General features: G+C 38.9%; 24 protein-coding genes. 7 read left to right on the top strand and 17 right to left on the bottom strand.

The annotated features are described in order from the left end of the window. Positions 1-56: 56 nt before the first annotated feature. Entirely contained in the window at positions 57-242 is a 186-nt protein-coding gene (locus NQ782_RS11735; protein WP_000922092.1) for a hypothetical protein, read from the bottom strand. A 413-nt stretch (positions 243-655) separates the two neighbouring features. Between NQ782_RS11735 and NQ782_RS11730 the strand changes: the two genes are divergently transcribed. Next, the gene (locus NQ782_RS11730; protein WP_000980437.1) at positions 656-2,074 is read left to right on the top strand and encodes an aspartate ammonia-lyase; all 1,419 of its coding nucleotides are present in this window, start codon (positions 656-658) and stop codon (positions 2,072-2,074) included. Positions 2,075-2,127: 53 nt separating this feature from the next. Here the strand turns inward: NQ782_RS11730 and NQ782_RS11725 are convergent, their stop codons facing one another. After that, a complete protein-coding gene (locus NQ782_RS11725; protein WP_267581199.1) occupies positions 2,128-4,332 on the bottom strand; it encodes a TonB-dependent siderophore receptor in 2,205 nt (734 codons plus the stop codon). Positions 4,333-4,850: 518 nt separating this feature from the next. Here NQ782_RS11725 and NQ782_RS11720 point away from each other — a divergent pair. Continuing rightward, positions 4,851-6,137: an MFS transporter gene (locus NQ782_RS11720; protein WP_000222731.1), complete on the top strand. Its 1,287-nt coding sequence runs from the start codon at positions 4,851-4,853 to the stop codon at positions 6,135-6,137. Positions 6,138-6,176: 39 nt separating this feature from the next. Here the strand turns inward: NQ782_RS11720 and NQ782_RS11715 are convergent, their stop codons facing one another. From NQ782_RS11715 to NQ782_RS11680, 8 genes are read right to left on the bottom strand one after another with little or no spacing between them, the layout of a single operon-like run. Next, the gene (locus tag NQ782_RS11715) at positions 6,177-6,458 is read right to left on the bottom strand and encodes a gamma-butyrobetaine hydroxylase-like domain-containing protein (protein WP_001167103.1); all 282 of its coding nucleotides are present in this window, start codon (positions 6,456-6,458) and stop codon (positions 6,177-6,179) included. Continuing rightward, positions 6,442-7,440, bottom strand: coding sequence for a HEAT repeat domain-containing protein (locus tag NQ782_RS11710; protein ID WP_057093924.1), 999 nt, complete (start codon positions 7,438-7,440; stop codon positions 6,442-6,444). Before NQ782_RS11710 ends, NQ782_RS11715 begins: the two co-directional genes overlap by 17 nt. Then, positions 7,437-8,276: an ABC transporter ATP-binding protein gene (locus NQ782_RS11705; RefSeq protein WP_000117518.1), complete on the bottom strand. Its 840-nt coding sequence runs from the start codon at positions 8,274-8,276 to the stop codon at positions 7,437-7,439. Before NQ782_RS11705 ends, NQ782_RS11710 begins: the two co-directional genes overlap by 4 nt. Before the next feature lies 1 nt (position 8,277). Beyond that, positions 8,278-9,132: an ABC transporter permease gene (locus tag NQ782_RS11700; RefSeq protein ID WP_057093926.1), complete on the bottom strand. Its 855-nt coding sequence runs from the start codon at positions 9,130-9,132 to the stop codon at positions 8,278-8,280. 34 nt (positions 9,133-9,166) lie between these two features. Continuing rightward, the gene (locus NQ782_RS11695) at positions 9,167-10,597 is read right to left on the bottom strand and encodes an ABC transporter substrate-binding protein (RefSeq protein WP_057093928.1); all 1,431 of its coding nucleotides are present in this window, start codon (positions 10,595-10,597) and stop codon (positions 9,167-9,169) included. Positions 10,598-10,616: 19 nt separating this feature from the next. Then, positions 10,617-10,862, bottom strand: coding sequence for a ferredoxin family protein (locus NQ782_RS11690; RefSeq protein ID WP_000864073.1), 246 nt, complete (start codon positions 10,860-10,862; stop codon positions 10,617-10,619). A gap of 20 nt (positions 10,863-10,882) precedes the next feature. Next, the gene (locus NQ782_RS11685) at positions 10,883-12,616 is read right to left on the bottom strand and encodes a fumarate reductase/succinate dehydrogenase flavoprotein subunit (protein ID WP_057093930.1); all 1,734 of its coding nucleotides are present in this window, start codon (positions 12,614-12,616) and stop codon (positions 10,883-10,885) included. A 28-nt stretch (positions 12,617-12,644) separates the two neighbouring features. After that, positions 12,645-13,388 (bottom strand): GntR family transcriptional regulator, encoded by a 744-nt coding sequence (locus NQ782_RS11680; protein ID WP_057093933.1) that lies wholly within the window; start codon positions 13,386-13,388, stop codon positions 12,645-12,647. 241 nt (positions 13,389-13,629) lie between these two features. Between NQ782_RS11680 and chrA the strand changes: the two genes are divergently transcribed. Next, a complete protein-coding gene (gene chrA / locus NQ782_RS11675; protein WP_001186393.1) occupies positions 13,630-14,979 on the top strand; it encodes a chromate efflux transporter in 1,350 nt (449 codons plus the stop codon). A gap of 83 nt (positions 14,980-15,062) precedes the next feature. On the opposite strand, the gene NQ782_RS11670 is transcribed toward chrA, so the two are convergent. Continuing rightward, complete coding sequence (locus tag NQ782_RS11670; RefSeq protein WP_057093935.1) at positions 15,063-15,671, bottom strand: FMN-dependent NADH-azoreductase; 609 nt, start codon at positions 15,669-15,671, stop codon at positions 15,063-15,065. Between the two features lie 95 nt (positions 15,672-15,766). Between NQ782_RS11670 and NQ782_RS11665 the strand changes: the two genes are divergently transcribed. Continuing rightward, complete coding sequence (locus tag NQ782_RS11665) at positions 15,767-16,162, top strand: helix-turn-helix domain-containing protein (protein WP_079281616.1); 396 nt, start codon at positions 15,767-15,769, stop codon at positions 16,160-16,162. Here NQ782_RS11665 and NQ782_RS11660 read toward each other — a convergent pair. Then, entirely contained in the window at positions 16,159-17,013 is an 855-nt protein-coding gene (locus tag NQ782_RS11660; RefSeq protein WP_000331398.1) for a helix-turn-helix domain-containing protein, read from the bottom strand. The genes NQ782_RS11665 and NQ782_RS11660 overlap by 4 nt on opposite strands. 166 nt (positions 17,014-17,179) lie before the next feature. Between NQ782_RS11660 and NQ782_RS11655 the strand changes: the two genes are divergently transcribed. Next, positions 17,180-18,097, top strand: coding sequence for a DMT family transporter (locus tag NQ782_RS11655; protein WP_057093937.1), 918 nt, complete (start codon positions 17,180-17,182; stop codon positions 18,095-18,097). Between the two features lie 32 nt (positions 18,098-18,129). Here the strand turns inward: NQ782_RS11655 and NQ782_RS11650 are convergent, their stop codons facing one another. From NQ782_RS11650 to NQ782_RS11635, 4 genes are all read right to left on the bottom strand, one after another. After that, the gene (locus NQ782_RS11650; RefSeq protein WP_057093938.1) at positions 18,130-19,134 is read right to left on the bottom strand and encodes a homoserine dehydrogenase; all 1,005 of its coding nucleotides are present in this window, start codon (positions 19,132-19,134) and stop codon (positions 18,130-18,132) included. A 109-nt stretch (positions 19,135-19,243) separates the two neighbouring features. Continuing rightward, positions 19,244-20,035 (bottom strand): sulfite exporter TauE/SafE family protein, encoded by a 792-nt coding sequence (locus NQ782_RS11645; RefSeq protein ID WP_057093940.1) that lies wholly within the window; start codon positions 20,033-20,035, stop codon positions 19,244-19,246. A 175-nt stretch (positions 20,036-20,210) separates the two neighbouring features. Beyond that, the gene (locus NQ782_RS11640; protein ID WP_057093942.1) at positions 20,211-21,866 is read right to left on the bottom strand and encodes a TIGR01244 family sulfur transferase; all 1,656 of its coding nucleotides are present in this window, start codon (positions 21,864-21,866) and stop codon (positions 20,211-20,213) included. A gap of 9 nt (positions 21,867-21,875) precedes the next feature. Further along, on the bottom strand, positions 21,876-22,571 hold the full coding sequence (locus NQ782_RS11635; RefSeq protein WP_000465441.1) for an MBL fold metallo-hydrolase: 696 nt from the start codon (positions 22,569-22,571) through the stop codon (positions 21,876-21,878). A 191-nt stretch (positions 22,572-22,762) separates the two neighbouring features. On the opposite strand from NQ782_RS11635, the gene NQ782_RS11630 reads away from it, so the two are divergent. Further along, positions 22,763-24,034 (top strand): sigma-54-dependent Fis family transcriptional regulator, encoded by a 1,272-nt coding sequence (locus NQ782_RS11630; protein WP_057092893.1) that lies wholly within the window; start codon positions 22,763-22,765, stop codon positions 24,032-24,034. 69 nt (positions 24,035-24,103) lie between these two features. Beyond that, the gene (locus NQ782_RS11625; RefSeq protein ID WP_047480733.1) at positions 24,104-25,015 is read left to right on the top strand and encodes a bestrophin family protein; all 912 of its coding nucleotides are present in this window, start codon (positions 24,104-24,106) and stop codon (positions 25,013-25,015) included. Positions 25,016-25,062: 47 nt separating this feature from the next. On the opposite strand, the gene NQ782_RS11620 is transcribed toward NQ782_RS11625, so the two are convergent. Continuing rightward, the gene (locus NQ782_RS11620) at positions 25,063-26,121 is read right to left on the bottom strand and encodes a 2,3-butanediol dehydrogenase (RefSeq protein ID WP_057092891.1); all 1,059 of its coding nucleotides are present in this window, start codon (positions 26,119-26,121) and stop codon (positions 25,063-25,065) included. Positions 26,122-26,128 lie beyond the last annotated feature (7 nt).

The following is a 26,128-nucleotide window of genomic DNA, read 5'->3' as shown; positions in this document are numbered from 1 at the left end:
CTTATAAAATTTCAGTCAAAAGATTATTTAACAGACAATAATCTTGAATGCCTAAATTATTGATACGATGCAGTAGGGATATTTTGTTTAGCTTTTTGAATAGATAACTCAGCATTCTTAATTGATTGCTCAGCTTCTTTAAGCATGTGCGAACTTTTAGTTTCAGCTTTTTCTTCATTACCCCAAAGGAGATAACAAGCAAAACTTCCCAATATTAATAAAGCAGCAGTTACTTTTAACATAAACTTAATAAATCAAAATTTTCTGTATTATAAGTATTTTTATGTGAAATGCATCACAATTTTATTAAAATTTATTAAACAAAACTCATTATTTGCTTATATAAATTAACTTTCACATGAAAAATCAAATATTTTTTTGATTTTAATACACGGAAATGATTGCTTAGTTTTCTGTATAAATTTTGATTTACTTATATTTTCACACCTTTGACCAATCTATAAAATTAAATAAATATTTGAATATATTAAACTTTAGAACAAGTATTCATTCTATATACGCTCATATACCAACGATTATTTCTCGACTACCCTCTTTTTTTTTATGCAAAAAATGCATAATTGCTTTAATAAATGCATTAGAAGTGAAGCATTTCGAATTCTAAGATGAATCATCTTAACTAATTCGAAGTTTAATGATGAACGCTGATATTACTACCCGTATTGAGAAGGATCTTATTGGTCATCGAGAAATCAACAATGACCATTATTACGGAGTTCAAACATTACGTGCTTTAGAAAATTTCAACTTAACAAATAGCAAAGTTGGAAATTTCCCTAATTTAATTAAAGCATTAGCTATGGTTAAACTAGCTTGTGCTGAAGCAAACTATAATCTTAAAAACTTAGATCAAACTAAATTTGAAGCGATTGAATACAGCTGTAATCAGCTTATTCGTGGTAATTTCCATGACCAGTTCCCAATCGACATGATGCAAGGCGGTGCTGGCACTTCAACCAATATGAATGCAAATGAAGTATTGGCAAACGTTGCTTTAGAATATATGGGCCATTCTAAAGGTCAATATCAATACTTGCATCCAAATAACGACATTAATATGTCGCAGTCAACAAATGACGTATACCCTACTGCAATTCGTTTAGGTTTATTACTTAGCCTAGATGAGTTAAATCTTCCATTTAACAATTTGATTCTTAGCTTCTTGAATAAATCTCAAGAGTTTGCACACATTTTAAAAATGGGTCGTACTCAGTTACAAGACGCTGTGCCTATGACATTAGGTCAAGAGTTTGGTGCTTTTGCTGTAACTCTACAAAAAGACCTTGAGCAAATTAATACGCTTATTCCAAATGTTTTAGCTTATATGAATCTTGGCGGTACAGCGATTGGTACGGGAATTACCACTGAATATAGTTACCGTGAACTCGCGATTCAAGCACTTGGAAAAATCTCTGGTAAGAAAATTAAGTCAGCTCCAGATTTGATTGAAGCCACTTCTGATATGGGTGACTTTGTTCTTTTATCTGGTTTATTAAAACGTACTGCAACTAAACTTTCAAAAATTGCCAATGACTTGCGTTTACTTTCAAGTGGTCCACGTACTGGCATTAATGAAATTAATTTAGAAGCACGTCAACCTGGTAGCTCGATTATGCCGGGTAAAGTAAACCCAGTTATTCCTGAAGCAATGAACCTTGCTTGCTTCCAGATCATTGCAAATGATTTGGCTGTAACTTTAGCTGCTGAAGCTGGTCAATTACAGTTAAATGCAATGGAACCACTTATTGCATTCAAACTGTTTGAATCGATGGACTTGCTTGGTAAAGCAATGGCAATGTTCCAAACCAAATGTATTGATACAATTACGGCGAACCCTGAACACTGTAAAGCTTTGGTTGAAAATTCAATTGGTATTGTGACTGCACTTAACCCATACCTAGGTTATGAAACTACAACTCGTATTGCTAAAACGGCAAACGAAACTGGGCAAAGCGTATTGGCTTTAGTTCAAAATGAAGGTTTATTATCAGCACAAGTGCTTGATGATATCTTGTCGATTAATAATATGGTTAAACCAAAAATGTCGGCTTAATTCCTGAAATAAAAAGGAGCTTTCAAAGCTCCTTTTTATTTGTCCTGTAACTTTTAAAAGCTAAAAGTTGTAGAAAATTGAACTGTGCGAGGATTACCTAAGAACAGATAGTCATCCCCCATAAATGCCCCTACATCACGCCAATATTTCTTGTTAAATAAGTTATCAATATTGAATCTAAAAGTTGTGTCATGCCCAGCAAAATTTGTTTTATAGGCAGCACCAATATTAAAGACACTATATCCGCCTACTTTTGCCGTTCCCTCTTTATTTGCATATTTACTGCTACTGTATTGCATACCACTGAGTAATCTTAATCCTTCAACTGACGGTACTTTATAAGATAACTGGGCTGTGGCACGTACTTTCGGTACATTTTGAGTTTGGTGGCCTTTGTAGTTGTCAGTATCAATATCAACTAGACGAGATTTGGTATAGGTAACACCTGAACTTACATCGAGTGTATCGGTTAAGGCACCTGTTAAACCTAACTCAATACCTTGATTGTGTTGTTCGCCTTGCTCAACAAAATCAAAAGTTCTATCTGCATTTACTTTACTGTATTGATTGTCTTGTTTTAAATCAAAAATAGCTGCTGTTACTAAGAAATTGCGTATTTGTTGCTTAACACCAACTTCATATTGTTCAGAGTTTTTAGGAGATAGAACTTCTAGAGCATTATTAGCGAACCACGGAGCTTCACCACCATCTGATAATCCTTTGGCATATGAAGCATAAAGATTAGTCGTGGAAATTGGACTATACATGAGTGCTAATTGTGGCAAGAATTTGTTTAAATCCGTATCACGGCTTTGCTGCCCATCTGAATTATAAGCTTGCTCATCAAGGTGAATCAGTTTTCCACCGAGTAGAGTTGACCATTGATCATTAAATTGAACTCGGTCAGATACAGTAAGTGCAGTCTGATCACTCTCTAGAGCTTTGTAACGATCGCCTGGGCTTTCCGATGAAGGACTGTAGTCGACCGTATCTTCATAGATATTGCCTGTTCCTACCCCTACATTCAGTGGTGTATGGTGTTTTAAGGTTTTATATGTACGTTGTAATTCGAAAGCGATTTGATGCTGAATATTGCCAGTGTTGAATTGACCATTTAACCCAGCAGCGAACTGGTTAGTAATTCGTGTATCATCTGGGCTGCGGAAGTCGTAAATGTCATAATTTCCGTGTTTATCAAAAGTATAGCCCAAACCGGTAACTTCACAAATGCTGCTATAACATCCCCATGGGAAAGCACTATTATCATCAATCACAACACGGCTTTGAGACGCACTTAAGCTACCATTCCATTGATCGTTAAATGCATATTGATATTTCAAACTCGCATTTAGACTGTTATTTACAACAGGTTTACTCCACGACTGATAACCCAATAAACGGTCTTGATCTACATTTATTGGTACTTCTTGCCCATCAAGCAGCTGATAACCGGGTACTGAACGTTGGCTTTGATGCTGAGCTTCAATGTCAAACAGTAGTTTAGAACGCTCATTAATTTTCCAGTCTAAAGCAACTGAACCAAACTCACGCTTACCATTTGCGTGATCAACATTTGGATGGATGCTTTCATGGGCTAAATTGATTCGATAACCAAAACTATCATTAACAAAGCCGCCTACATCCGTTGCCAGTGTATAGCCGCCTTCTGAATTTGCATCGACCGTAATAGTTTTAATATCGGCAGGTCTTTTGGTTACATAGTTAACCACACCACCGGGTGTCGACATTCCACTTTGAATTGCAGAAATACCTTTTAAGATTTCAACTTGTTCTTTATTTTCTAAAGCTACATTTTGTTCGCCACGTATGGTATGGCCATTAATGAGATAGCTTGAGCCTAAATCAAGCGCAAAACCACGTGCTACAAAATTTGGATAGTAGCCAATTGCAGCATAACCATCGCCTAAGGATGAATCATTTTTAATTACATCGGTCAGTGTTTTTGCGTGTTGATCTGCTATGCGTTCAGATGTAATGGTTGTAATAGATGCAGGTACTTTCTTTACATCACCAGTTTGAAAACCAGATAAACTCACTTTTTTTGATGTGTATAGTGCATCAGTATTTTGTGTAGCGTTCACAGTAATGGTTGGGAGCTGCGAAACCTCCGCTTCATTTGCATAGACGACAGATGTTATGAGTGCAATAGATGAAGCCAATGCTGTTTTAGAGCATGTCATGAAGTGAAGATTTAACGAACGTCTTTCCATTGAATAACTACCTGCCATACCGTGCATAATTTGAAGCGCTAGAAATAAGTGCTGAGCCGATTTTTAGCCACGCAAGAATACAGCTACATATATTGAGAAACAACATATTCTGTATTTTTTCGATTAAGTGAATTTAGTTCGACTTTTTTCAACTTATCATTCTATGAATTTCATTTATTTTCTTAGGAATTGATACTATAACTTTTTAAGTATTATCAAATATTCAAAATACACTTAAGCTCAAAATGGCACTTAAAAGGAGAAACAGAATAGAAAAATACTGGTATTAAATTAGCTTACTGATTTTAAAAACAATTAATTATTCAGTTAAATAAAAGGAAGTGTTCGATCATTGGTAAAAATCTCTTTAAATCGAACAAAAGGACGTAATCTCACTAGAATCGAATTTTAAAATTAGAAAAAATGAATGGTTAGGAATTCTAAGGACGTGCTCAGGGTTGAGTGATTTTTAAAAAGTTCATTCTATTTTCTGTTTAGCCCACCTAAAAGTTCCTAGTTTTTGTCTACAAAATGATGGAAGTAATATGACATATACTCAGGAAGAAAAACGTAGCCGGATACGTGGGATTGTAGGCGCAGCCTCTGGTAATTTAGTTGAATGGTTTGATTTTTATATTTATGCAGTATTTGCTGCTTACTTTACTCAAGCTTTAACCGCGCCAGATATGGATAGCACAACCAAGTCTATTTATGTTTGGGGGGTGTTTGCCGCAAGCTTCTTTATGCGTCCGATTGGAAGCTGGCTATTTGGTCGTATTGCAGATCGACATGGCCGAAAGAAGTCGATGATCATATCAATTTGTCTGATGGCTTTAAGCTCCTTTTTATTTGCAGCTTTGCCTACTTATGATCAAGTCGGTTTATTTGCCCCTTTTCTGTTACTCCTTGTTCGTTTGCTTCAAGGCTTATCAGTGGGTGGTGAATATGGCGCCGTTGCCACTTATATGAGTGAATTAGGCTTAAAAGGTCAGCGTGGTTTTTACTCATCTTTCCAATATGTCACCCTCTCTGGTGGTCAATTGCTTGCAAGCTTACTGGGCGTTATTTTGTTGACGTTCTTAAGTGAACAACAATTACATGATGGCGGTTGGCGTATTCCATTTGTTATTGGTGGTATCGCAGCAATCTTATCTTTGCTTGCACGTAGTCGTTTAGAAGAAACACTTTCTCATCAAGACAGCGAACGAAAAGAGTCTGGTAGCTTAAGAGAACTCTTTAAAAAGCACTGGAAAACCTTTTTATTGGTGGTTGGATACACTTCTGCTGGTTCATTAACATTTTATGTAGAGACTGTTTATTCAAAAACCTATTTAACCAATTTAGGGATGGACGGAAAAACCGTTGGTTATATCATGACCTTTGCCCTATTTGTCTATATGTGTGCTCAACCTATATTTGGTGCAATTTCAGACCGTATTGGGCGACGCTCTTCAATGTTGGCATTTAGCTTATTGTCCGCCATTTTTATTTATCCCGTCATGGTCATCGGGATGCGTGCCTATATAGATTCTCCGATCATCATTACCTTGCTACTCATCTTTATGATGATGTTACTCAGCTTCTATACCTCTATTAGTGGTTTGGTAAAAGCTGAAATGTTCCCACCTCATGTGCGAGCTTTAGGTGTAGGTTTCTCTTATGCAGTAGGTAATGCGCTGTTTGGTGGTTCTGCGCCTTCGGTTGCCTTACAGTTTAAAGCTGCCGGAATTGAAAATACCTTCTTTATATATGTGATTGTCATGCTGATTATCTGTTTCTTATGTAGCCTTGCGCTTCCGAAAAAACCAGATTATTTAGAACATGATCATTAATTAAATAAGATGCCTTCTGTCCCAAGCAGAAGGCATCTTTTATCCCGTAGCAAATTCTTTTAAAAAAGCCCACGGAAAAATCCCTTTGTCATGCCCATCACTAAAGCAAATTTGGGCACCATAACCTTGATCAAACATAGCTGTCACTTCAACATTTTGATGCTCTATTTTAATTTGTTTAATCCGCTTCGCTCGACAAAAGCCACATGGGCAAATTTCCCTTAAACTTTGATGACTCAGACATACGCTTGAGCCATCGGTCCATATAAAGTGAACCTGCTTATTTATAGTGTCGACACGGATATCAGGTCTGATTTGCATACTTCACCTCACCAATTTGATTTAATCCAATACGGATCGCTTTTCGTACTTCAGGATCTGGATCATTTTGATGTTGTTCCAATAGCTTCTGAGCTTCTGCTGTACCAATCTCACCTAGGGCTAAAGCGACTTCTTTACGCAAATTACTAATTTCATGCTTAAAGTTATCAGTCAAATGAGCAACTGCCAGATGTGATTTAAGTAGTCCCAAGCTCCGTACTGCTGCAATACGTACTTGCCAATACAAGTCTGATACAGCATGAATTAAAGGAGCTTCGAGCTGAACAATACGTAATTTTCCAATCGTAAGAGCAGCTTCCACTCTTAGTTGCCAACTTTCCGAAGTTAAAGAATGTTGAAGTGCTCGGATAACTTCAACCGATATGTTCTGACTATAAGCTAAACCACCTGTTGCAATACGGCGGACCTCATCATCTGTATCTGTTTCGGCAATTTTTGCCAATATCGTAATTGCTTGGTCTTGTTGTAACCAACTTAATGCACTGACTGCCTCACGGCGTACAAATGCATCTTCGTGGTGTACCAAAGCAGATATCTCTTCAAATAATTGCTGTGGTCGTAAAGGTTTTAAAGCACGCAGAATTGCACCAAGAGCAAAAGTATCCGTATGCTTTAAATACGGTGCCAGTATCTGGGCCGATGCCGGATTTTTGACTTCACTTAAACTCTGGCTGGCAGCTTGTCTCACATTCAGATCAACATCAAATAAGGCTTGCGCCAATACTTGCAAACTGGTTGGGTCTTCCCAGCTTTCTAAATTTTTTGCTGCCTCTTCACGAACTAAAGCTGAAGAATCGTGTTGTAGTGCTGTATGCAGCCACGGAAGTAAATCCGGATTTTCTTCATCACCAATATTCATTAAAGCGACAAAACGGATCTTTTCATCTGCATGATTGAGCTGTGCGAGAAATTCCTGATTATATTCATTGAGGTCGTCTAAAGCCTGATAATAAAAACTCATTCGTATTCCTTAATTTGTGATTTCTTTCCAAGCCCTAATGGATTTAAACGGCTTAACTCTTCTTGTTGAGTGGCTTCTTTTAACGTTTGGATGCAATGTTTTTTTATGGCTGTAAATTCACTACTCGTTACAAGCTCAACATCCCGTGGACGTTCAAACTTAAGCGAAATTTCCTCAATAATCCGTCCTGGTCGATGGCTCATAATCAACACTCGATCGGCTAAAAAAAGTGCCTCATCAATATCGTGGGTAATAAATAAAACCGACGTTTGGATTTCTTGCCAAATTTCGAGTAATAGCATTTGCATTTTTAAACGAGTTTGAGCATCTAACGCACCAAAAGGCTCATCCATTAATAAAATGCGAGGTTGATTAATCAATACTCTCGCAATTTCAACTCGTTGCTGCATGCCACCAGAAAGTTCGGCTGGAAATTTATGTTCAAAACCTTTAAGCCCGACCAGATCAATCATTTTCTGAGCTTGTTCAATACGCTTTTGTTTAGCGATGCCTTTCATTTTTAAACCAAAGGCAATATTTTCGAGCACGCTTTTCCACGGAAATAAGGTATGTTGCTGAAACACCAAACCTCTATCTGGATGCGGTTCAAATATCGATTCATCATCGACCGTTAAAGACCCAGAACTAATCGGTAAATGCCCTGCCAAAGCACCTAATAATGTAGATTTACCGCAACCAGATGGGCCAAGTAGACATATAAACTCGCCCGGTTGTATTTCGAAATTAACCCGATCTAATGCCTGAAAACGATTTTTAGCTTGCCCTAAATGTAGAGATAGATTTTGAATACGTACATGGCCTTGTGTAACTGACATTTTAAGACTTCCTCAATTGATACCATGGAGTAAATCGGTTTCCAATCACACGTACCAATGTACTGCTAAACATACCTAACGCTCCGATCAGCACCATGCCAACCACGATATTGCTATAGTTTTGCAAGGTGAAAGATTCCCATGTGAAGTATCCAATTCCGTGTTGGCCTGAAATCATTTCGGCAGTCACTAAACAAAACCAACAAGTGCCCATTCCAATGGATAAACCAGTAATGATGTTCGGTAATGCTCCCGGAATGATGACTTCATGAATAATGGCGAGATCAGAAGCACCTAGACTTTTCGCTGACGCAACGAGTCTTGGGTCAACTGCACCAACACCATGTACCGTGTTTAATAAAATTGGAAATAAAGCCCCAATAAAGGTAATAAAAATCATGGAAGCCTCTGAGGATGGAAAAATCAGAATCGCTAAAGGAATCCATGCAACTGCCGGAATTGGACGTAATACTTCTAATGGTGGCATTAGAAAGGCAGCCAGTTTTTGATAACGTCCTGCCAACAAACCAATACCTACACCAATTAGAGCCGCAAGCACAAAACCAATCACTACACGAAACATACTAGATTCAACATGTTCAAATGCAGCGCTGAGTTGAAAAAAAGCCCATAGCGCATGAATGACATCTAAAGGTGTCGGGACATTGCTAAAGTTCACAAAGCCTAAATTTACTTTAAACTGAGCAAGTCCTTGCCAAATGACTATCCAAAAAGCTATAGATGTGAAAGCAATGACATAGCTTTTTAAACGCGCCGGATATGAACTCAACTGCTGAAAAAATTTAGTCAAAAATGTACTTTGGTTATTAGGTTTTGTCTGGGCTAAACTACTCATTTGTCACCTCCTGATCATTAGGTAAGACAACACATCAGCTCTGTGTTACAAGCTGAATAGCTTTAAAGTCATATACTTTTCCGCCCTGTTGTTTAGCCCATTTTTCAGCATCATCTTTTAATAAAAAAGCCTGAATTTGTCCTGCTTTGTCTGTGGCATACCATGCCAAATTAGCAAGTAACTTAATATCGGACTGATGATCTTGGCTATAAACCACACGCACCGTTTTTCCATCGGCTTGTATTTTCTTTAAATCAGAAAAAGCATGCTCAGGCGTTTCGTAGCTACGCACTTTTTCTTCACCCTTTACCCAAATTTGAGTTACCCGATCAAATGTTTTGATGGGTTGGCCCGTTAAAGCGTCATTGGCAACCAAAGGTGATTTTGCATAGTCGGCCAGTTGCTGGCTGTAATTAAGTCCAGATGCCTGAAATGCATCCTTAATATATTGATCATCAATAAATTTATTTACATCAAGCGTACCGTCGTTTTTGCCTAAAACTTTTAAGGTATCTATCGCAATTTGAGTCGCTTTTCGATATTCAGGTTTCCACGTTAAGTCACGAGTTTGCAGACCTAAAGGGCCATGAAATAGATAAACAACTTCGGCAGGAATACCTGTTTTTTCAGCAATAAGTTCACTATATTTTTCTGGTTGTTCCCGAATCAGACGATTCGCTTCAATAGTTGCCTGTAAATAGGCTTTTATAACTTCTGGATGCTGCTGTGCATAATCCTTGCTGGCAAGTGAACCATGAAATGTTGGTGATTTTGCTTGTGAACCATCATAGATTTTTTTGGCAAAACCTTGGTAAGCAAATAACTCTCCAAATGGTACGAAGTCAGCATGTGCAGCAATTTTATGACTTTTTAATGCAGGCCCTGCCACTTCTGGCGCCTGAGCAATCACTTTAATATCTTTATCAAGTTGCCAGCCTTCAGCTTGAATTGCTCGTAGCAACAGTCCATGAGCAGTTGAAGCAAAAGGTACGGAAATAGTCTGTCCCTTTAGTTCTTTGAGTGAAGTTACTTTTGAGTCAATTGGAACAACAATCGCATTGCCGCTACCATTAATACTGCCTGACAATGGGGCTAAAAATATGCTTTCTTTCCCAGCTTTTTTAAATGCCGCTAAATTATTAACCGCAGGAAAGTCAGCCATTGCTCCCAAATCTAAACGCCCAGCCACCATCTCACTGGTAAGTGGTGCGCCAGAGGTAAAGTTTTTCCATTGAATGTCATATTTAACGTGTTTGTATTTACCATCTTTAGGCAAATATTTTGGTAATAAATTTAATTCACGAATCAGCAACCCACCTGTTGCACAGTTAATGGTCGTGTCTTGTGTACCAATGGCTACACGCACAGTTTCTGTTTTACTGCCGCACCCCAAAGTGCCGAGTACCATGGCACCAATTAAGCTACTGAGTAATAGTTTTTTATTGATCAATTTATTTTGTCTCATGTTACGTATTCCAAATTAATTATTTGAGTAGGTATGGGATATTTACTTTGACTGCATCTGTTGGGCAGTCCTTTTCACAAGGCATGCAGTACCAACATTCGTCAAACTGCATGAAAGCTTTTTGAGTTGTTGGATCGATTGCCAATAAGTCCATTGGACAAACATCTACACAGACTGTGCATCCTTTATCAGCAATACATTTATCTTCATCGATAATGACGGGTGCGACAGTACGGTGCTGTACTTCTTTAAAAATAAAAGCCATGATTTGAATTCCTGATTTATTTAGTCTGCTAGAGCAACATCTTTTTGAATGCGTAAACGGTCATACGACACAGCTTCATCTTGATTAATCGGAACCACATAAGGCTCGATTGGCTTTTTGAAACTGACCATATTGCCGTGTTCATCTTTTTTCAAATGCGCGTGACAGAACCAATCCGAGTTATTTTTTTGAGGGAAATCTGCTCTATAGTGGTACAGTCCCCAGCGGCTTTCTTCTCTAAACAATGAAGCTCTTGCTGCCATTTCCGCACAATCTCGAATAAAAGAAACTTCAGCGGCACGCATCAGCTCATGTGGGTTTCTGGCAGAAATTCGCTTAATATCCTGTTTAATTTCTTCAAAACGCTTGAGCCCAATTTGCATTTTTTGGCGAGTTTTAGGGGGTTGCAAATAGTCATTTACAAAACGGCGCAGCTTATATTCCACTTGTTCGGGAGGCAAACCTTCTGAGCAATCCAGTGGCGCAAATATTCGAGCTTTTTCTGCTTCTATTTCGCTTTGGTTTAATTCGCTATCTTCAATTGCATTCACGTATTGCGCAGCATTTACACCCGCAAACCAACCATAGGTAAATGCACCAAGCATATAGTTATGAGGTACAGCCGCCATATCGCCAGCACTATATAAGCCTTTAACCGAAGTCTCGGCTTTTTCATTGACCCATACGCCAGAAGCACTGTGTCCACTACAGAAACCAATTTCTGAAATATGCATTTCCACCATATCTTGACGGTAATTGGTTCCTCGACCCTCATGAAAACGTCCACGGCTTGGGCGCTCATTGGTATGCAAGATTTCTTCGATGGTTTGAATGGTTTCTTCGGCCAGATGATCTACTTTTAAATAAACAGGACCATTACCACTTTCCAGTTCTTGGTAAAACTCCCACATCATTTGACCACTCCAGTAGTCACATTCAATGAAACGTTCACCTTTACTGTTAGCGGTATAACCTCCTAAAGGACCAGTCACATAGGCACAAGCTGGGCCGTTATAGTCTTTAATCAATGGATTAATCTGGAAGCATTCTAAGTTAGCAAGCTCAGCACCTACATGGTATGCCATTGCATAGCCGTCACCTGCATTGGTTGGGTTTTCATAAGTACCCATTAAATAGCCGGAAGCTGGCAAACCTAAACGCCCTGCGGCACCACAACATAAAATGGCAGCTTTCGTTTTAATGACATAAAAGTCACCACTACGACAGTCAAAACCGAGTACACCATTGATTGCACCTTGCTCATTTTTTAAAAGCTTTGTGGTGACAATCCGATTATTAATTTTGACTTGAGCACGCTTTAATTGACGGTATAAAACTTTTTTAACGTCATGACCTTCAGGCATAGGTAAAACATATGCCCCCATGTGGTGTACTTTTTTTACTGCAAATTCACCCGTCTCATCTTTTTCGAACTTAATGCCCCATTGATCGAGCTGTTGAATGGTTATAAAACTATGCTTTGCATATGCATATACAGTGGTTTGGTTAACTACCCCATCATTGGCAATGGTAATTTCTTTGGTGTATTGCTCAGGTGTTGCGTATCCCGGAATAATGGCATTATTCAGACCGTCCATTCCCATTGAAATCGCCCCACTACGTTTTACATTCGCTTTTTCAATGAGCAAGACTTTTAAATTCGGGTTTTCTTGTTTGGCTTTAATCGCAGCCATTGGCCCTGCAGTTCCACCACCAATCACCACAATATCGAACTCAAGATATTTAGTTTCCATTGAATATTCCTTATTTTTATTTGAGTTATTAACGATGAATACGTAAACGGTACTGGAAGGTATCGCCCGAGAAATAGAGATATTCATAGTCAATCGGTTGGCCATTTGCGTCATGAGTCAAACGTTCGACCCGTAATACAGGAGTTCCGGTATCGACTTGTAACAAAGCCGCTAATTCTTCATCCGCCACCGTGGCATCAATACTTAAATCCGCATGTCCCAAGGGAATATCGCACTCTTGCTCTAATGCCTTGAAAATATCGGTTGTACGTAAATCAATCGCTTTATCTTTAAGCCTCAAACCAATATGTTCAGGCAAATAAGTCAACTCATAAGACACTGGCTGACGGTTGAGTAAACGAACACGTTGAATTTCATACACATTGGCTTTAACAGGTAACTTTAATTTGGGTACAACGTGCATCGGGACCTGTTTAAGCTCGGCGGAGATGACACGGTTTAAAATTTCGTGACCAGCAGATGACATTGCTTCTGCAAAGCCTTGTAAACTTGAGATGTTCTGGAACGTTTTTGGCTTACTTACAAAGGTCCCTTTACCTGGCACCTTAAAAATATAGCCTTCCAACTGTAATTGGTTAAGTGCTTGGCGAACTGTGATTCGGCTTACACCGAACTGTTCAGCAAACTCGTTTTCAGATGGAATTTGACTCAACACGGCATATTCACCATTTACAATTTTGTTAAGGATGAGTTCCCTTAACTGATCGTAAAGAGGCTTGTGATTTTTGGGATCTTGGGGTAGCTGGCTCACGGCTCACAACCTGTTATAACAACTTGAGCAAATAATGTTTAAAATGTTTCAGCTTTGGAAATAATTTAAAGCGATAACTTTAGTTAAAAAAATAATTTCATTGATTATCAATAAATTAATAAATAGTTATCTATAAAAGTTGAATGGTTATCATAAAAAATACATTTGTGTTTGTTATGCTATAAAACATACTCCGTTATGCCATAAACGTAAAAATTAATATTATTTTTTAGGGGATAATATGCAACAAAAACAATTAAATACCCCTGATGATTCAGTGGAACAAGTCACCTTCTGGCAAGCCTTCTTATTTTGGCTCAAGCTTGGTTTTATTAGCTTTGGGGGACCAGCTGGACAAATCGCTGTGATGCATCAGGAACTGGTTGAGCAAAAGCGCTGGATATCAGAAAAAAGATTTTTACATGCACTGAACTACTGCATGTTGTTACCCGGTCCTGAAGCGCAGCAGTTAGCAACCTACATTGGTTGGCTTATGCATAGAACTGCGGGAGGATTGGTTGCAGGTATTCTATTTGTATTGCCCTCATTATTTATTTTAATTGGACTATCTTGGGTTTATATAAAATTTGGAGATGTGCCTGTTATTGCAGGTATTTTTTACGGGATAAAGCCTGCCGTCACTGCAATTGTCTTTCATGCAACTTACCGTATAGGTAGTCGTTCGCTTAAAAATAAGTTTTTATGGGTCGTCGCGATTGCAGCGTTTTTTGCCATTTTTGTCTTAAAACTTCCTTTCCCGCTTATCGTTTTATCTGCAGGTATTACTGGCTATTTAGCGAGTAAAAAGTACCCAGAACTATTTTCCTCAGCGGCTGGACATAAAGCCAGTCAAAAAGATTATGGTCCGGCATATATTGATGATGATACCCCAACACCAGAGCACGCTAAATTCCATTGGTCACGGTTAGCCAGACTTATTCTTGTGGCAATCGCTTTATGGTTATTGCCAATTTTAGCTTTAGGCGCATATTTTGGATGGCATCATTCCTATACCCAAATGGCTTGGTTTTTCACTAAAGCTGCGCTGCTTACGTTTGGGGGCGCTTACGCGGTTTTACCTTATGTCTATCAAGGGGCTGTCAATCATTTTGGATGGCTTTCACCTACACAAATGATTGATGGATTGGCACTTGGTGAAACTACACCCGGTCCACTAATTATGGTCGTTGCCTTTGTTGGTTTTTTAGGAGGCGTTAATCATTCATTACTTGGCTCTGAGCATTTATTTTTTGCTGGAGCACTCGGTGCTGTTATTGTGACTTGGTTTACCTTTCTATTTTCATTTGTCTTTATTTTTGCGGGTGCACCGATTATTGAATCTACACATAACGAAATTAAATTTACTGCACCCCTCACTGCAATTACCGCGGCTGTGGTCGGTGTCATTTTAAATTTAGCACTATTTTTTAGTTATCACGTGTTATGGCCACAGGGTTTTTCAGGCCATTTTGATATTGTCGCGGCCCTCATTACTGTTACTGCATTTATTGCTTTATTCCGATTTAACATTAACGTGCTGTATGTCATTTTTGCTTCGGCACTGGTTGGGCTCGCAGTCACTTTCTTCTAGTTATTTACTGATTGAATTGATTTTTCAAAATCATAATCTCAATAAGGCCGAACAGTTCCTTTACTGTTCGGCTATTTATATTTTTAACCCGCTAACTGGGCAATTTGCGCTGCTGCATTATCTAAGGCAGCTTGACGTGCTTCTGGTCCAAAAGCGATTCCTTCGGCGCGCACAAAAGTGATATCAGTCACCCCAATAAAATTGAAAAACGCTTTGATATAAGTTTCTTGATAGTCTAAAGCTTCGGCTGGTGAACCTTCTGAATACACACCACCACGCGAAGAAGCAATAATGACACGTTTCCCTTCTACTAAACCTTGAGGACCGTGTTCCGTGTAACGGAATGTTTTACCAGCAACAGATAGACGGTCAAGCCACGCTTTTAACTGTGATGGGAAGCTAAAGTTATACATAGGTGCGCCAATTACAACGATATCTGACGATAAAAACTCATCCAAATATTGGGTGTTTCTTGCAACACGTTGTTGCGCTGTTTCATTATTAGGTTCAACACCTTGCCATGCTAAAAACTCAGCATCAGACAAATGAGGAATTGGCTCTAAAGCAAAATCGTGATGAATAATTTCTGCATCTGGATAAGCTGTTCTGAGCTGACGAATAACAGATGAGGTGAGTTGGCGGCTAACAGACTGCTCACCTAAAATACTTGTGTCAATTTGAAGTAGTTTCATCGCTTATACCTACAGTATAAAATTGTTACTTGAGCTAATTATGTTACTACTATTATTCTTATGCACAAGAAGGCACATTTAGGGAACCAAGTAATATGACTGTAACCATACCTCATGATATCCAAAGTTCAGATTGCCAAAGAGTCAGTCAAGTGTTGGCTAGAGTTGGAGAGAAATGGAGTATACTCATTGTAATGACACTTGCATCACATCCTCATCGCTTTTCTGAAATAAAGAGACGTATCAATGGAATATCGCAGCGTATGCTTACCTTATGTTTGCGTGGTTTAGAACGAGATGGGTTGGTTAAACGTACGGTTTATCCTGTAGTTCCACCTCATGTTGAATATGAATTAACTCCACTGGGCCATTCACTTACAGAGCCTGTAATTGCTTTAGGTCAATGGGCTCAGCGGCATATTGCGGATATTGATGCGGCAAGAGCTGCATTTGACGCAGCTCAGGAGAAACCAATTACATTAGACACTTAACGTAACTGCGAAGGACTCATACCATAAAATTGTTTAAAGCGATGACTTAAATGGCTTGCTGAACTAAACCCACATACTAGGGCAATATCTTGCAAAGAAAGCTGAGATGACTGAATTAGCCCCTTGGCCTTGGTTAAGCGTCTTTGCATGACATATTGGTGAGGCGCCATATTCATGGACTGTTTAAACATATGAGCAAAATGGTATTCGCTTAAATTCACAATATTTGCCAAATCAGACAAAGTGAGTGCCTGATCTAGATGATCTTCAATCCATTCCTGAATATATTTGAGTTTATGGGGTGCCAGTCCGCCCTTGATAGTAGGCTGTTGCCATTGAACACTACTATATTTTCGAATTAAGTGATTCAACAATAAACTTGCCGTTGTACTCATTTGCAAATGATTTGAAGAATCTTGCCAATCGCAATCTAACAAGAAAAATTGATATAACGCCCGAATCCGTTCATCGTCATTAAAGACAACTTCGTTTAGTTCAATTTGATTCGGCTCTTTGTCCCATATTTTTTCAGCAACATCACGCAAATGTTGATCGGTGTAATACAAGTGGACAAATTTAAGCCCACCACGTATGTCCCAAGTCGATTCCTGATGCTCGGGCAATAGGCAAAAACGTCCTGGTCCACCGCCATTTTTCCAGCCCGCAGGTGTTTTTTGATAGCTTTCATAACCATCTTGAATATAAAGACTTAAAGTGTGGTGATCGCTACAGACACTTACACGATCTTGCTGATTAGACCAAAATGCAAGTTGCATATTTTCATCAAGCACCACAGTTTCGTGAAGCTTGGCTTTAGACTGCTGCAGCTGTTCTAAAGTTTGATAAGCCATGCAAAATTAAAACGAATATGATTGAGCTTAAGTTAACCATATTCAGCAAAATTCAGCTAGTTTAGGTCTATAAAAAACGCAAGATCTTGCATGTACAACACAAGAATATATACGTGAAAAATGAAGCATTCCTAGATACTTAAGCTTGGTAATCGAGGATGAAGTTATGAATATTTTACTCTATGTTGCGGTGGTGTTGATTTGGGGAACAACATGGATTGGAATTGCCGTTCAAAGCCATTATGCAACACCCGTTGTCGCAATTTTATGGCGTTTTGCTATTTCAGCCTTATTACTTTGGGTGGTTTTACTATTTTCAGGAAAGTTACAGCGAATTGCTTTAAAAGATCACTTGTTTTGTATGCTGCAAGGCCTTTGCGTTTTTGGTCTAAACTTTATTTGTTTTTATACTGCGGTTAAATATGTAAATAGCGGTTTAGAGTCTGTCATTTTTTCGATGGCCGTTTTCTTTAATGCCATTAATGCGCTTATCTTTTTTAAGCAGAAACCTTCCCCAAACTTTGCACCAGCTGCACTTTTGGGCCTAAGTGGTATTGTTTTACTGTTTTGGCATGACCTGATTAATAGCCAGTTTAATGCGCAGTTATTAATGGGTATTGGGCTATGTGCAATAGGCACTTACGGTTTTTCTTTAGGGAACATGATTAGTGTTAGACACCAAAAACGTGGTCTAAATATCTTTTCAACAAACTGTTATGCCATGACGTATGGCGCATTGGTGATGTTAATTCTGGCTTTATTTACAGGACAAGATTTAATGCCGCCGATGAATTTCCCATTTTTAAGCTCGGTACTATACTTGGCTGTATTTGGTACGGTTATTGGGTTTTCAGCTTATTTTTCTCTGGTCGGACGAATTGGTGCAGCCAAAGCAGCCTATAGCACGTTGCTCTTTCCTTTAGTTGCTTTAACAGTTTCTACTTTCTTTGAAGGATATGAGTGGACTTTAAATGCTGTATTTGGAATTTTACTCATCTTACTTGGTAACTACTTAATGTTTAGTAAGTTTGAAATTGGAAAGAAGTTATTTAGCAGTCCAAAAAATTGTGAGAAGCAGGCATAAAAGCCTGCTTTTTTTATAAATCATAATTAATTTTAGCAGCCAGTTTTTAGCATTAACTCGAAATCTTTTAAAGCTGCAGCGGCTGTGGCTAAGGGCGCAGATGCCCCTCCACTGACAACAAATTCCCCCATTTCTTTCGTTAACACCCGAATGCATTTATTGGAACCTTGCAGATGAGCAAACGGATGATTTGCTGGGACTAACCTTAATTCAACACCTGTTTGAATTTGCTGATTTTTAATATGAATAAAACCAACTAGACGAGGAATTACATTTCCTTTTTTCCAATCACGAATATGATCGGCCGTAACATGACTGATTCCTTGTCTTGAAATATCCTGAATTTTTACATCAGCTCCCAAAACAGTATTGGCTAGTATCGTAATTTTTGCAGCAGTATCCCATCCATCTACATCGAAAGAACTGTCAGGTTCCGCAATACCTTTTGCTTGAGCTTTTTCAAGAGATTCTGTAAATGCGCATTCATGTTGCAACATATCATTCAAAATAAAATTCGTGGTGCCTGTAAACACACCTTCAACTTCTAAAATTTGGCAGCCCGCCAAGTTATATTCAAACAAATCAACCGTCGGTAAAGCTGCAGCAGTTGCACCGCTAAAAAATAGTTTTTTATTATGTTGATGTGCCAAGCTAATTATTTTTTTGCCTTCTACGACTAAAGCACCTTTAGATACTGCTATCGCATTCATGTTATGTGTTAAAGCATAATTTAAATAAAATAGGCCTTTCCCACCGGTAACATAATCACTTGGTCCAGTTTCAATAATGACATCTGCTTGAACCTGTTCTAAAAACTTTTGCTCAGTTAGGCCTGCTTGATATTGTGTTTTATCTAGCCACTTTGAAGCTTGTAAACCATCTTGGTTAATTAAACCTGATGATGAGTTACAAACACCCACTAAACGGGCATCAATTTGATATTTTTGTTTATAGTAGGTCGATCGATTTAAAAGAAGCTCTGCAATTTGTTGCCCAATCCGTCCAAAACCACAAATTGCCACGTTAATTCGCTTCATTTCACTTTCTCAAAAAATTAAATGGTTTAAATCAATTTTCCAAAGATAATTTTAATATCTCATCTTGGAAAAATTGCTATTTATAGAGAAGGTTAAAATACTATATCGCTCAGATATTTGTTAGATTAACAATCTTAATAACCATATAAATTGCGACAGCAAAAACCATTAAAGCAAAGACCTTTTGTACAATTGCAGACGGAATAAACCGAATAGCTCGGCGTCCTAATAACATACCGAATGCACATGCGAGTGCAAACGCACTAGTAATGGCGACTGGATAGTGAAAGCCCTCTGCAATATGCATCACAATACTCATTCCACTAATCAGGAAAATAATCATAAGTGAGGTTGCAACAATGCTATGCATATCCAAATTTGTGACTTTTCTAAGCGCGGGTACAATTACAAAGCCGCCTCCAACCCCTAACATACCAGTTAAAAGCCCAGCAATAATCCCGATGCTCGCAAGCACACCACCAGTTTTAAAATTCCAGATAAAGCGTCCCGTACTTGGGTTGACCTGACACGGCGGGTTATGAAAATCCGAAATTCGGTTACTAATAAGTCGATAGCCGACTGTAAACATGACCAAGCTAAACATTAACATGAGCCAAATAGGTGAAATTGTGTTAGCTATTAAAATACCGATATGTGCCATAGGGGCACCAATTAAGGCAATCCAGATTGCAGCACGATAACGAACTATCTTTTTAAATAAGCCTTCAATAGTTCCAATGAGTGTAGATAGCGCAACTGCTAATAACCCAATCGGTGCAGCTTGCACCACGCTCCAGCCTTGACTGGTCATAAGCGCGGGTACAGCAAGAATGCCACCACCCGCACCGGTAAGACCAAGTAAAAAGCCAATCACAATGCCTTCAACGACAAGTAATAACATATTAAAAGCCTAAAATTGCATATACATCGTTTGCAGTAGACTGCTAGTTAATGAGTGAGTTGATCTCGTCTTCTTGCGAAGCTTTAGTCGCTTCTCAGGACAAAACGTTGCTTTACTTATCCTCTTCCACTCGAACATAGTTCTCGTCTTGCGCTCGGGTAAAGCGTTGCTTTACTTATCCTCGCTCAGGTTTGACCATCCACTCACGGCCCTTGAGCATGCCTTGCCAGTAAATTGGCGGTAAAATCCGCTCTTTAAGCAGCCAAGCCAAACGGGAAGGTTTTTGCCCATCAATTACCCATTTTGGAAAACTTGGAAGTAATTTGCCGCCGTAGCCAAACTCAGCCAGAACGATTTTTCCTCGTTCTACCGTAAGTGGACATGAGCCATAGCCGTTGTACTCGCAGAAGTTTTGCTCACCGTTCAGTTGTGCGAGAACATTTACAGCAACAATCGGAGCTTGTGCCCGTGCCGCAGCAGCAGTTTTGGCATTAGGCGCATTCATCACATCACCTAAAGCAAAAATATTGGCGTGCTGTGTGTGTTGTAGGGTTTGAGGATTCACACTCACCCAGCCGGCTTCATCAGTAAGAGTACTTGCACGAATAAAATCAGGCGCTTGTTGCGGTGGAACAACATGCAACATATCGAAATCTGTTTCGACCAAAGCTGCATTTTCATCATTCACCACTTTGAACCATGCTTTCTTTGCAGGCCCGTCTAGTTTGACAAGTTGATGGTTAAAATGAAGTTCAGTGCCATATTTTTCAACGTATTGCATTAGTGCAGGTACATATTCCTTCACACCAAATAAAACAGCACCAGTGTTATAAAAATGGATAGAGATATCTTTAAGTTTGCCTTGCTTTAACCAGTAGTCGGCTGAAAGATACATCGCTTTTTGTGGGGCTCCGGCACATTTAATCGGCATAGGCGGCTGGGTAAAGATTGCTTTTCCACCGTTTAGCTGTTGCACCAGTTCCCATGTATACGGCGCCAAGTCATAACGATAGTTAGACGTCACTCCATTTTTACCTAAGGTTTCAACTAAACCGTCAATTCCATGCCAATTCAGTTTTAAACCAGGACAGACGACTAAGGCTTTATATTGAATGGGTTGGCATCCTTCCAAAATAACCTGATTATGCTCAGGGTCAAATCCAGCAACGGCGGCTTTCATCCATTTCACTTTTGAAGGAATCACACTTGCCATTGAACGTGCGGTTACTTGAGGTTTAAAAATACCGCCACCGACCATGGTCCAGCCCGGTTGATAATAATGGGTATCTGCCGGATCAATAATGACAATATCTAAATGAGGTTCGCGAGACATTAAGCTCGATGCTACAGAAATTCCTGCTGCCCCAGCGCCAACAATCACAACGCTATAACAAGGAATTGTGGCTGGTTCATGATCACGTTTTAAAATACGTGGCACCAAGCCTTTTAAGTTAAACCCAAGCTTATTACCCGACTCAACTAACAGTGCTGCATCTGATGGAGCAACTTCAGCCAAAGCCCACAAACTGATTGCACGCATACCCGAGCGACAATATGCTAAAACGGGCTTCTGAGCATTCTGATAAAGCTGCTTAAACTCGGTAACTTGTTGATCGGTAATTTTACCACTAATAACAGGCTGATAGATTACGTTTAGGCCATGTCGCTGAGCTGCTTCTTCAATTTCAATCACGTTAGGTTGATCTGTACCTTCTCCATCTGGACGGTTACATATCAGAGTTTTTATTCCTTGGTCTGCAATTTTCGCAATATCGTCGGCAGTAATCTGGCCAGCAACATAAAAATCTTGATTAACTCGTTTAAGTTCCATATTGCCACCTTATAATTGTGAAATTGAGCCGCAAGCCTGATTAGCAGGAAGTGCTTTATCGATTTGTTTTGGATATGGCAGATTTAAGTTATTCATTAATTCAATAAAATCTTCACGCGAGCGATTTTGACCTAGACGTGAATTATTTAAGCGTTCATAACCAATTGTTGAAGATAGACGACCTTTATAATCGTGTCCCGGATACACAATAGTCTCGTCAGGTAGGCTGAAAAGTTGCTTATGAATACTGTCATAAAGTGTGCCTGCATTACCTTGTTGGAAGTCAGTTCGACCGCAGCCGTCAATTAATAATGCATCACCAGTGAAAACCATGTTTCCAACTAGATAACTCGTACAAGCATTGGTATGACCTGGTGTATAACGTGCTTCAATACTGAGGTTGCCAACTTTAAGCATGCAACCATCAGTAATTAAAATATCTCCGCAACTTACTTCTGAGTTTCGGTGTAAAACCGATTTGCAATGGAAACGTTCACGAAGTAAATTTGCAGCGGTAATATGGTCTGCATGAACATGAGTATCTAAGGTATAGATGAGCGTAAATTGATGCTGCTCTAATTCTTTTGCATAAATCTCTATATCTGATGCGACTGGATCAATTAAAACAGCCTCTCGTGTTTCTTCACATCCAAGCATATATGTATAAGTCGAACTTTCTTTTTCAAAAAACTGCTTAAAGAACATGATTTATACCCTAATAATTTATTTCTTTCCTATATTTTGCAAATAAGATGCCAATTATTTAAAATTAAATAATAAATATAAAAATCAAACTCTTAAAACAATAATTAAAACTAAACTTAGAAAATGAACTCAGCTTGATGTTCCTATGAAACTCAAGTATGTTTCAATGAAACGATTGTGAAACATATGAAATGGCAAAGTTAAATTTTGAGTCAGAACAGGATTTTTTTATTTTATTTGAGCAGCTTAAAGCTCTATTCCCAAATGCGAGTCTGTTTTTAGCAGACACAACGACTCAAGCAATTCACTATAAATTTAATACAGACGATATTTCTGTAGAGAGTATGGCAGCGCTTACTCAAGACCATCACAATCAATATCTCGAAATTAATACTCCTAAAATGAGACAGCGATTTATCTATCAGGAAAATGATATTTACATCGCAGAGCATCGCATTATCGGGAAATTGCATATTCTACAGCCCGTTAGCATAGAGAATGATATTGCTAATCAAGTAGAGCTCACAGAACAATTGCAAGACTTGGCTAAAGTTTTCAATAGTTGTTCACCAGAAATGACTCGTATGTTTTCAATTATTCAAAGAGTGGCAATTACTGAGTTTCCAGTGCTCGTCCGCGGCGAATCTGGTAGTGGTAAAGAACTTGTGGCAAAAGCAATTCATGATTATAGCCAACGTAAAAATAAGATTTTTGTGGCGATTAACTGTGCCGCTCTTAATGCCAATATTTTAGAAAGTGAACTCTTTGGGCATGTGAAAGGTGCTTTTACAGGAGCAATTCGTGACCATAAAGGCGTGTTTGAACGTGCCGCAGGCGGAACGCTGTTTCTGGATGAAATTGCCGAGATTCCTTTAGAGCTTCAAGCTAAATTATTACGGGTGTTAGAAACAGGTGAATTTACGCCAGTTGGTGGTGAAAAACCGATTCAAGCCAATGTCCGAATTATTACCGCAACACATAAAGCTTTACGCGAAGAGGCTAAGGCTGGGCGTTTCCGTCATGATTTACTCTACCGTTTACGCGTAATTCCAATTTTTATACCACCACTCAGAGAGAGAAAAGTCGATATTCCTCTTATTGTCGATCAGATTTTAAAAGAGAGCTCCACTCAACTCGATACAATGCCTCGACATGTCAATCAAAAAGCCATGCAAGTTTTATTGAATTATGACTGGCCAGGAAATGTTCGTGAGCTTAAAAACACTCTGCTTTATGCTTTAACCATGGCAAATGGTAAGGATGAAATTGAAGTCGAAGACTTACCAAATGAACTCTTAAATGCAGATGATTACGTTAAATTACCCGAGAAAAATGCAGAGCTTAGTCCAGAAAATGTGCAAGCCGCTTTAGAAAAATATAACCATAACCTGAATATAGTCGCGAATATTTTTGGAATTAGCCGTACCACGCTTTGGCGCTATAGACAAAAACATAAGCTTTAAGTAGGTATTTAGCTCATCTAAGGCGTATCATATTGCACATGGTTTGGTTCATTAGTTCAAAGGCTTTATATGATTGTTCGTGATAAAAGCAATGTATTTAAACTTTTATTTGCTTGGAAAGGAACAATTTTACCGAAGGTCTTGCCAGCACTGAGTTTTGTTGTACTTATTTCAGCCTGTGTGGTCTGGCTCTCTTATTATCATTGGATTCAAATTCCTACCGTACCCGCGATCGGATTTACGATCTTTGGGGTGATCCTTTCGATTTGTACGGGTTTTAGAAATAACGCGTGTTATGACCGATGGTGGGAAGGTCGCAAGCTCTGGGGTGCTTTAATTGCCAATGCCAGACATATTGTTAGAGATAGCCATGTTTTATCTAATGAACAACGTGAACATTTAATTCATCAGGTCTTAATTTTTAGTAACTTGTTGCGTGATCGACTGCGTCAACAAACAGTCGAACCCACCAAATTTCTTGAGCATGCCTATTTAAATAACTCTTCACTTAATTATTTAAATGAGCATATTAATGCACCTCAATTTGTACTCGAAAATATTCAAAAGGATTTAGTCAAAGCTCTAAAAGACGGTGAAATTAGTGACATCATCTATAGCACGCTAAATCGACATATTATTGAGTTAGGCAATATCCAAGCAGGTTGTGACCGAATTGCTGGGACACCTTTACCCTACTCATATTCAGTACTTTTGCACCGTGCTGTTTATTGTTTCTGCTTCATCTTACCTTTTAGCCTTGAAGCTGCTTTAGGCATTTGGACACCGCTTATTGTCGGCTTAATCGCTTATATGTTTTTAGGACTAGATGCCTTAAGTGCTCAAATTGAAGAACCTTTTGGCTTGCAAGAAAATGATTTACCGCTCGATTCTATTGTGCGTTTAATTGAACGAGAGTCTCTAAGCTCTTTAGGGCAGCCATTACCGCCTATTATTGAAGCCCAAAACAACAATTTACTTTAATAAAAAAGAGCGATGATTCGCTCTTTTTTATAGGCTTAAGTGTCTATTTATGGATGTACAATAATCTTAACGGCTGACTCATTGTTATGAATTAAGGTTTCAAAACCTTGTGAAATCAAATCATCAAGTTGAATGCGCTGGGTAATAAAAGGTTCCAGATTTATTTTACCTTCTTCGACCAGTTTAATGGTTTCTTGATGGTCATTTACGTAGGCAATTGTGCCTCTTACATCGAGCTCTTTCATTACAACACTGTGCACATTAATTGATGCTGGGTGGCTCCAAATCGAAACAATAACTATAACGCCTGTTGGTTTCACTGCCGCGACCAAAGTATCTAACACCTTGTTAACGCTACTACATTCAAACGCAACATCAACACCATCGCCATTAGTAATTTTCATGACCTCAGAAACAACATCAACTTCTGACGGGTCTAAAATATAATCTGCAACTCCCGACTCTTTGGCTTTTTCTTTACGTTTGGCACTTAGTTCGGTAATGATGACCTTAAGACCTTTCGCTTTTAAAATTGCCGAAAGCAATAAACCAATTGGCCCCGCACCGCCAACCAGTGCAATATCACCAGCCTTTGCACCACTACGTACGAAAGCATGATGACCCACCGATAACGGTTCAATTAAGGCTGCCTGATCTAGCGGAATTTTATTGGAAATTGGATGCACCCAACGGCGTTTAACTGCAATTTTTTCCGATAAACCACCACCACGACCGCCTAAACCAATGAAGTTCATATTTTTAGAAAGATGGTAATTATCACCCGGTCCAGTCGGCACATCATCGGCCACAATATAAGGCTCTACGACGACATGCTGACCAATTTCAATATCATCAACACCTTCACCTACGGCATAAACCACACCTGAAAATTCATGTCCCATGGTAATCGGTGCAGATTCACCTGAAATAGGATGCGGATGTCCACACGGTGGAATAAAAATTGGCCCTTCCATAAATTCGTGCAAATCTGTACCACAGATTCCACACCAAGCCACCTTTATACCTACAGTGCCGGGAGTGACTTTTGGTTCAGGGATATCTTCAATACGAATATCACCTCTGTCATAAAAACGCGCTGCTTTCATTATTATC

The organism is Acinetobacter sp. BD54, assembly GCF_044778325.1.
GTDB classification, from domain to species: domain Bacteria; phylum Pseudomonadota; class Gammaproteobacteria; order Pseudomonadales; family Moraxellaceae; genus Acinetobacter; species Acinetobacter baumannii.
Note: the sequence above shows the minus strand (reverse complement) of the source record. Positions and strands in the feature narration are given on the sequence as shown.

Coding starts and splice junctions, on each gene's coding strand:
- NQ782_RS11735 (WP_000922092.1), bottom strand. CDS start 242: ATGTTAAAAGTAACTGCTGCTTTATTAATATTGGGAAGTTTTGCTTGT.
- NQ782_RS11730 (WP_000980437.1), top strand. CDS start 656: ATGATGAACGCTGATATTACTACCCGTATTGAGAAGGATCTTATTGGT.
- NQ782_RS11725 (WP_267581199.1), bottom strand. CDS start 4,332: ATGCACGGTATGGCAGGTAGTTATTCAATGGAAAGACGTTCGTTAAAT.
- NQ782_RS11720 (WP_000222731.1), top strand. CDS start 4,851: ATGACATATACTCAGGAAGAAAAACGTAGCCGGATACGTGGGATTGTA.
- NQ782_RS11715 (WP_001167103.1), bottom strand. CDS start 6,458: ATGCAAATCAGACCTGATATCCGTGTCGACACTATAAATAAGCAGGTT.
- NQ782_RS11710 (WP_057093924.1), bottom strand. CDS start 7,440: ATGAGTTTTTATTATCAGGCTTTAGACGACCTCAATGAATATAATCAG.
- NQ782_RS11705 (WP_000117518.1), bottom strand. CDS start 8,276: ATGTCAGTTACACAAGGCCATGTACGTATTCAAAATCTATCTCTACAT.
- NQ782_RS11700 (WP_057093926.1), bottom strand. CDS start 9,132: ATGAGTAGTTTAGCCCAGACAAAACCTAATAACCAAAGTACATTTTTG.
- NQ782_RS11695 (WP_057093928.1), bottom strand. CDS start 10,597: ATGAGACAAAATAAATTGATCAATAAAAAACTATTACTCAGTAGCTTA.
- NQ782_RS11690 (WP_000864073.1), bottom strand. CDS start 10,862: ATGGCTTTTATTTTTAAAGAAGTACAGCACCGTACTGTCGCACCCGTC.
- NQ782_RS11685 (WP_057093930.1), bottom strand. CDS start 12,616: ATGGAAACTAAATATCTTGAGTTCGATATTGTGGTGATTGGTGGTGGA.
- chrA (WP_001186393.1), top strand. CDS start 13,630: ATGCAACAAAAACAATTAAATACCCCTGATGATTCAGTGGAACAAGTC.
- NQ782_RS11670 (WP_057093935.1), bottom strand. CDS start 15,671: ATGAAACTACTTCAAATTGACACAAGTATTTTAGGTGAGCAGTCTGTT.
- NQ782_RS11665 (WP_079281616.1), top strand. CDS start 15,767: ATGACTGTAACCATACCTCATGATATCCAAAGTTCAGATTGCCAAAGA.
- NQ782_RS11660 (WP_000331398.1), bottom strand. CDS start 17,013: ATGGCTTATCAAACTTTAGAACAGCTGCAGCAGTCTAAAGCCAAGCTT.
- NQ782_RS11655 (WP_057093937.1), top strand. CDS start 17,180: ATGAATATTTTACTCTATGTTGCGGTGGTGTTGATTTGGGGAACAACA.
- NQ782_RS11650 (WP_057093938.1), bottom strand. CDS start 19,134: ATGAAGCGAATTAACGTGGCAATTTGTGGTTTTGGACGGATTGGGCAA.
- NQ782_RS11645 (WP_057093940.1), bottom strand. CDS start 20,035: ATGTTATTACTTGTCGTTGAAGGCATTGTGATTGGCTTTTTACTTGGT.
- NQ782_RS11640 (WP_057093942.1), bottom strand. CDS start 21,866: ATGGAACTTAAACGAGTTAATCAAGATTTTTATGTTGCTGGCCAGATT.
- NQ782_RS11635 (WP_000465441.1), bottom strand. CDS start 22,571: ATGTTCTTTAAGCAGTTTTTTGAAAAAGAAAGTTCGACTTATACATAT.
- NQ782_RS11630 (WP_057092893.1), top strand. CDS start 22,763: ATGGCAAAGTTAAATTTTGAGTCAGAACAGGATTTTTTTATTTTATTT.
- NQ782_RS11625 (WP_047480733.1), top strand. CDS start 24,104: ATGATTGTTCGTGATAAAAGCAATGTATTTAAACTTTTATTTGCTTGG.
- NQ782_RS11620 (WP_057092891.1), bottom strand. CDS start 26,121: ATGAAAGCAGCGCGTTTTTATGACAGAGGTGATATTCGTATTGAAGAT.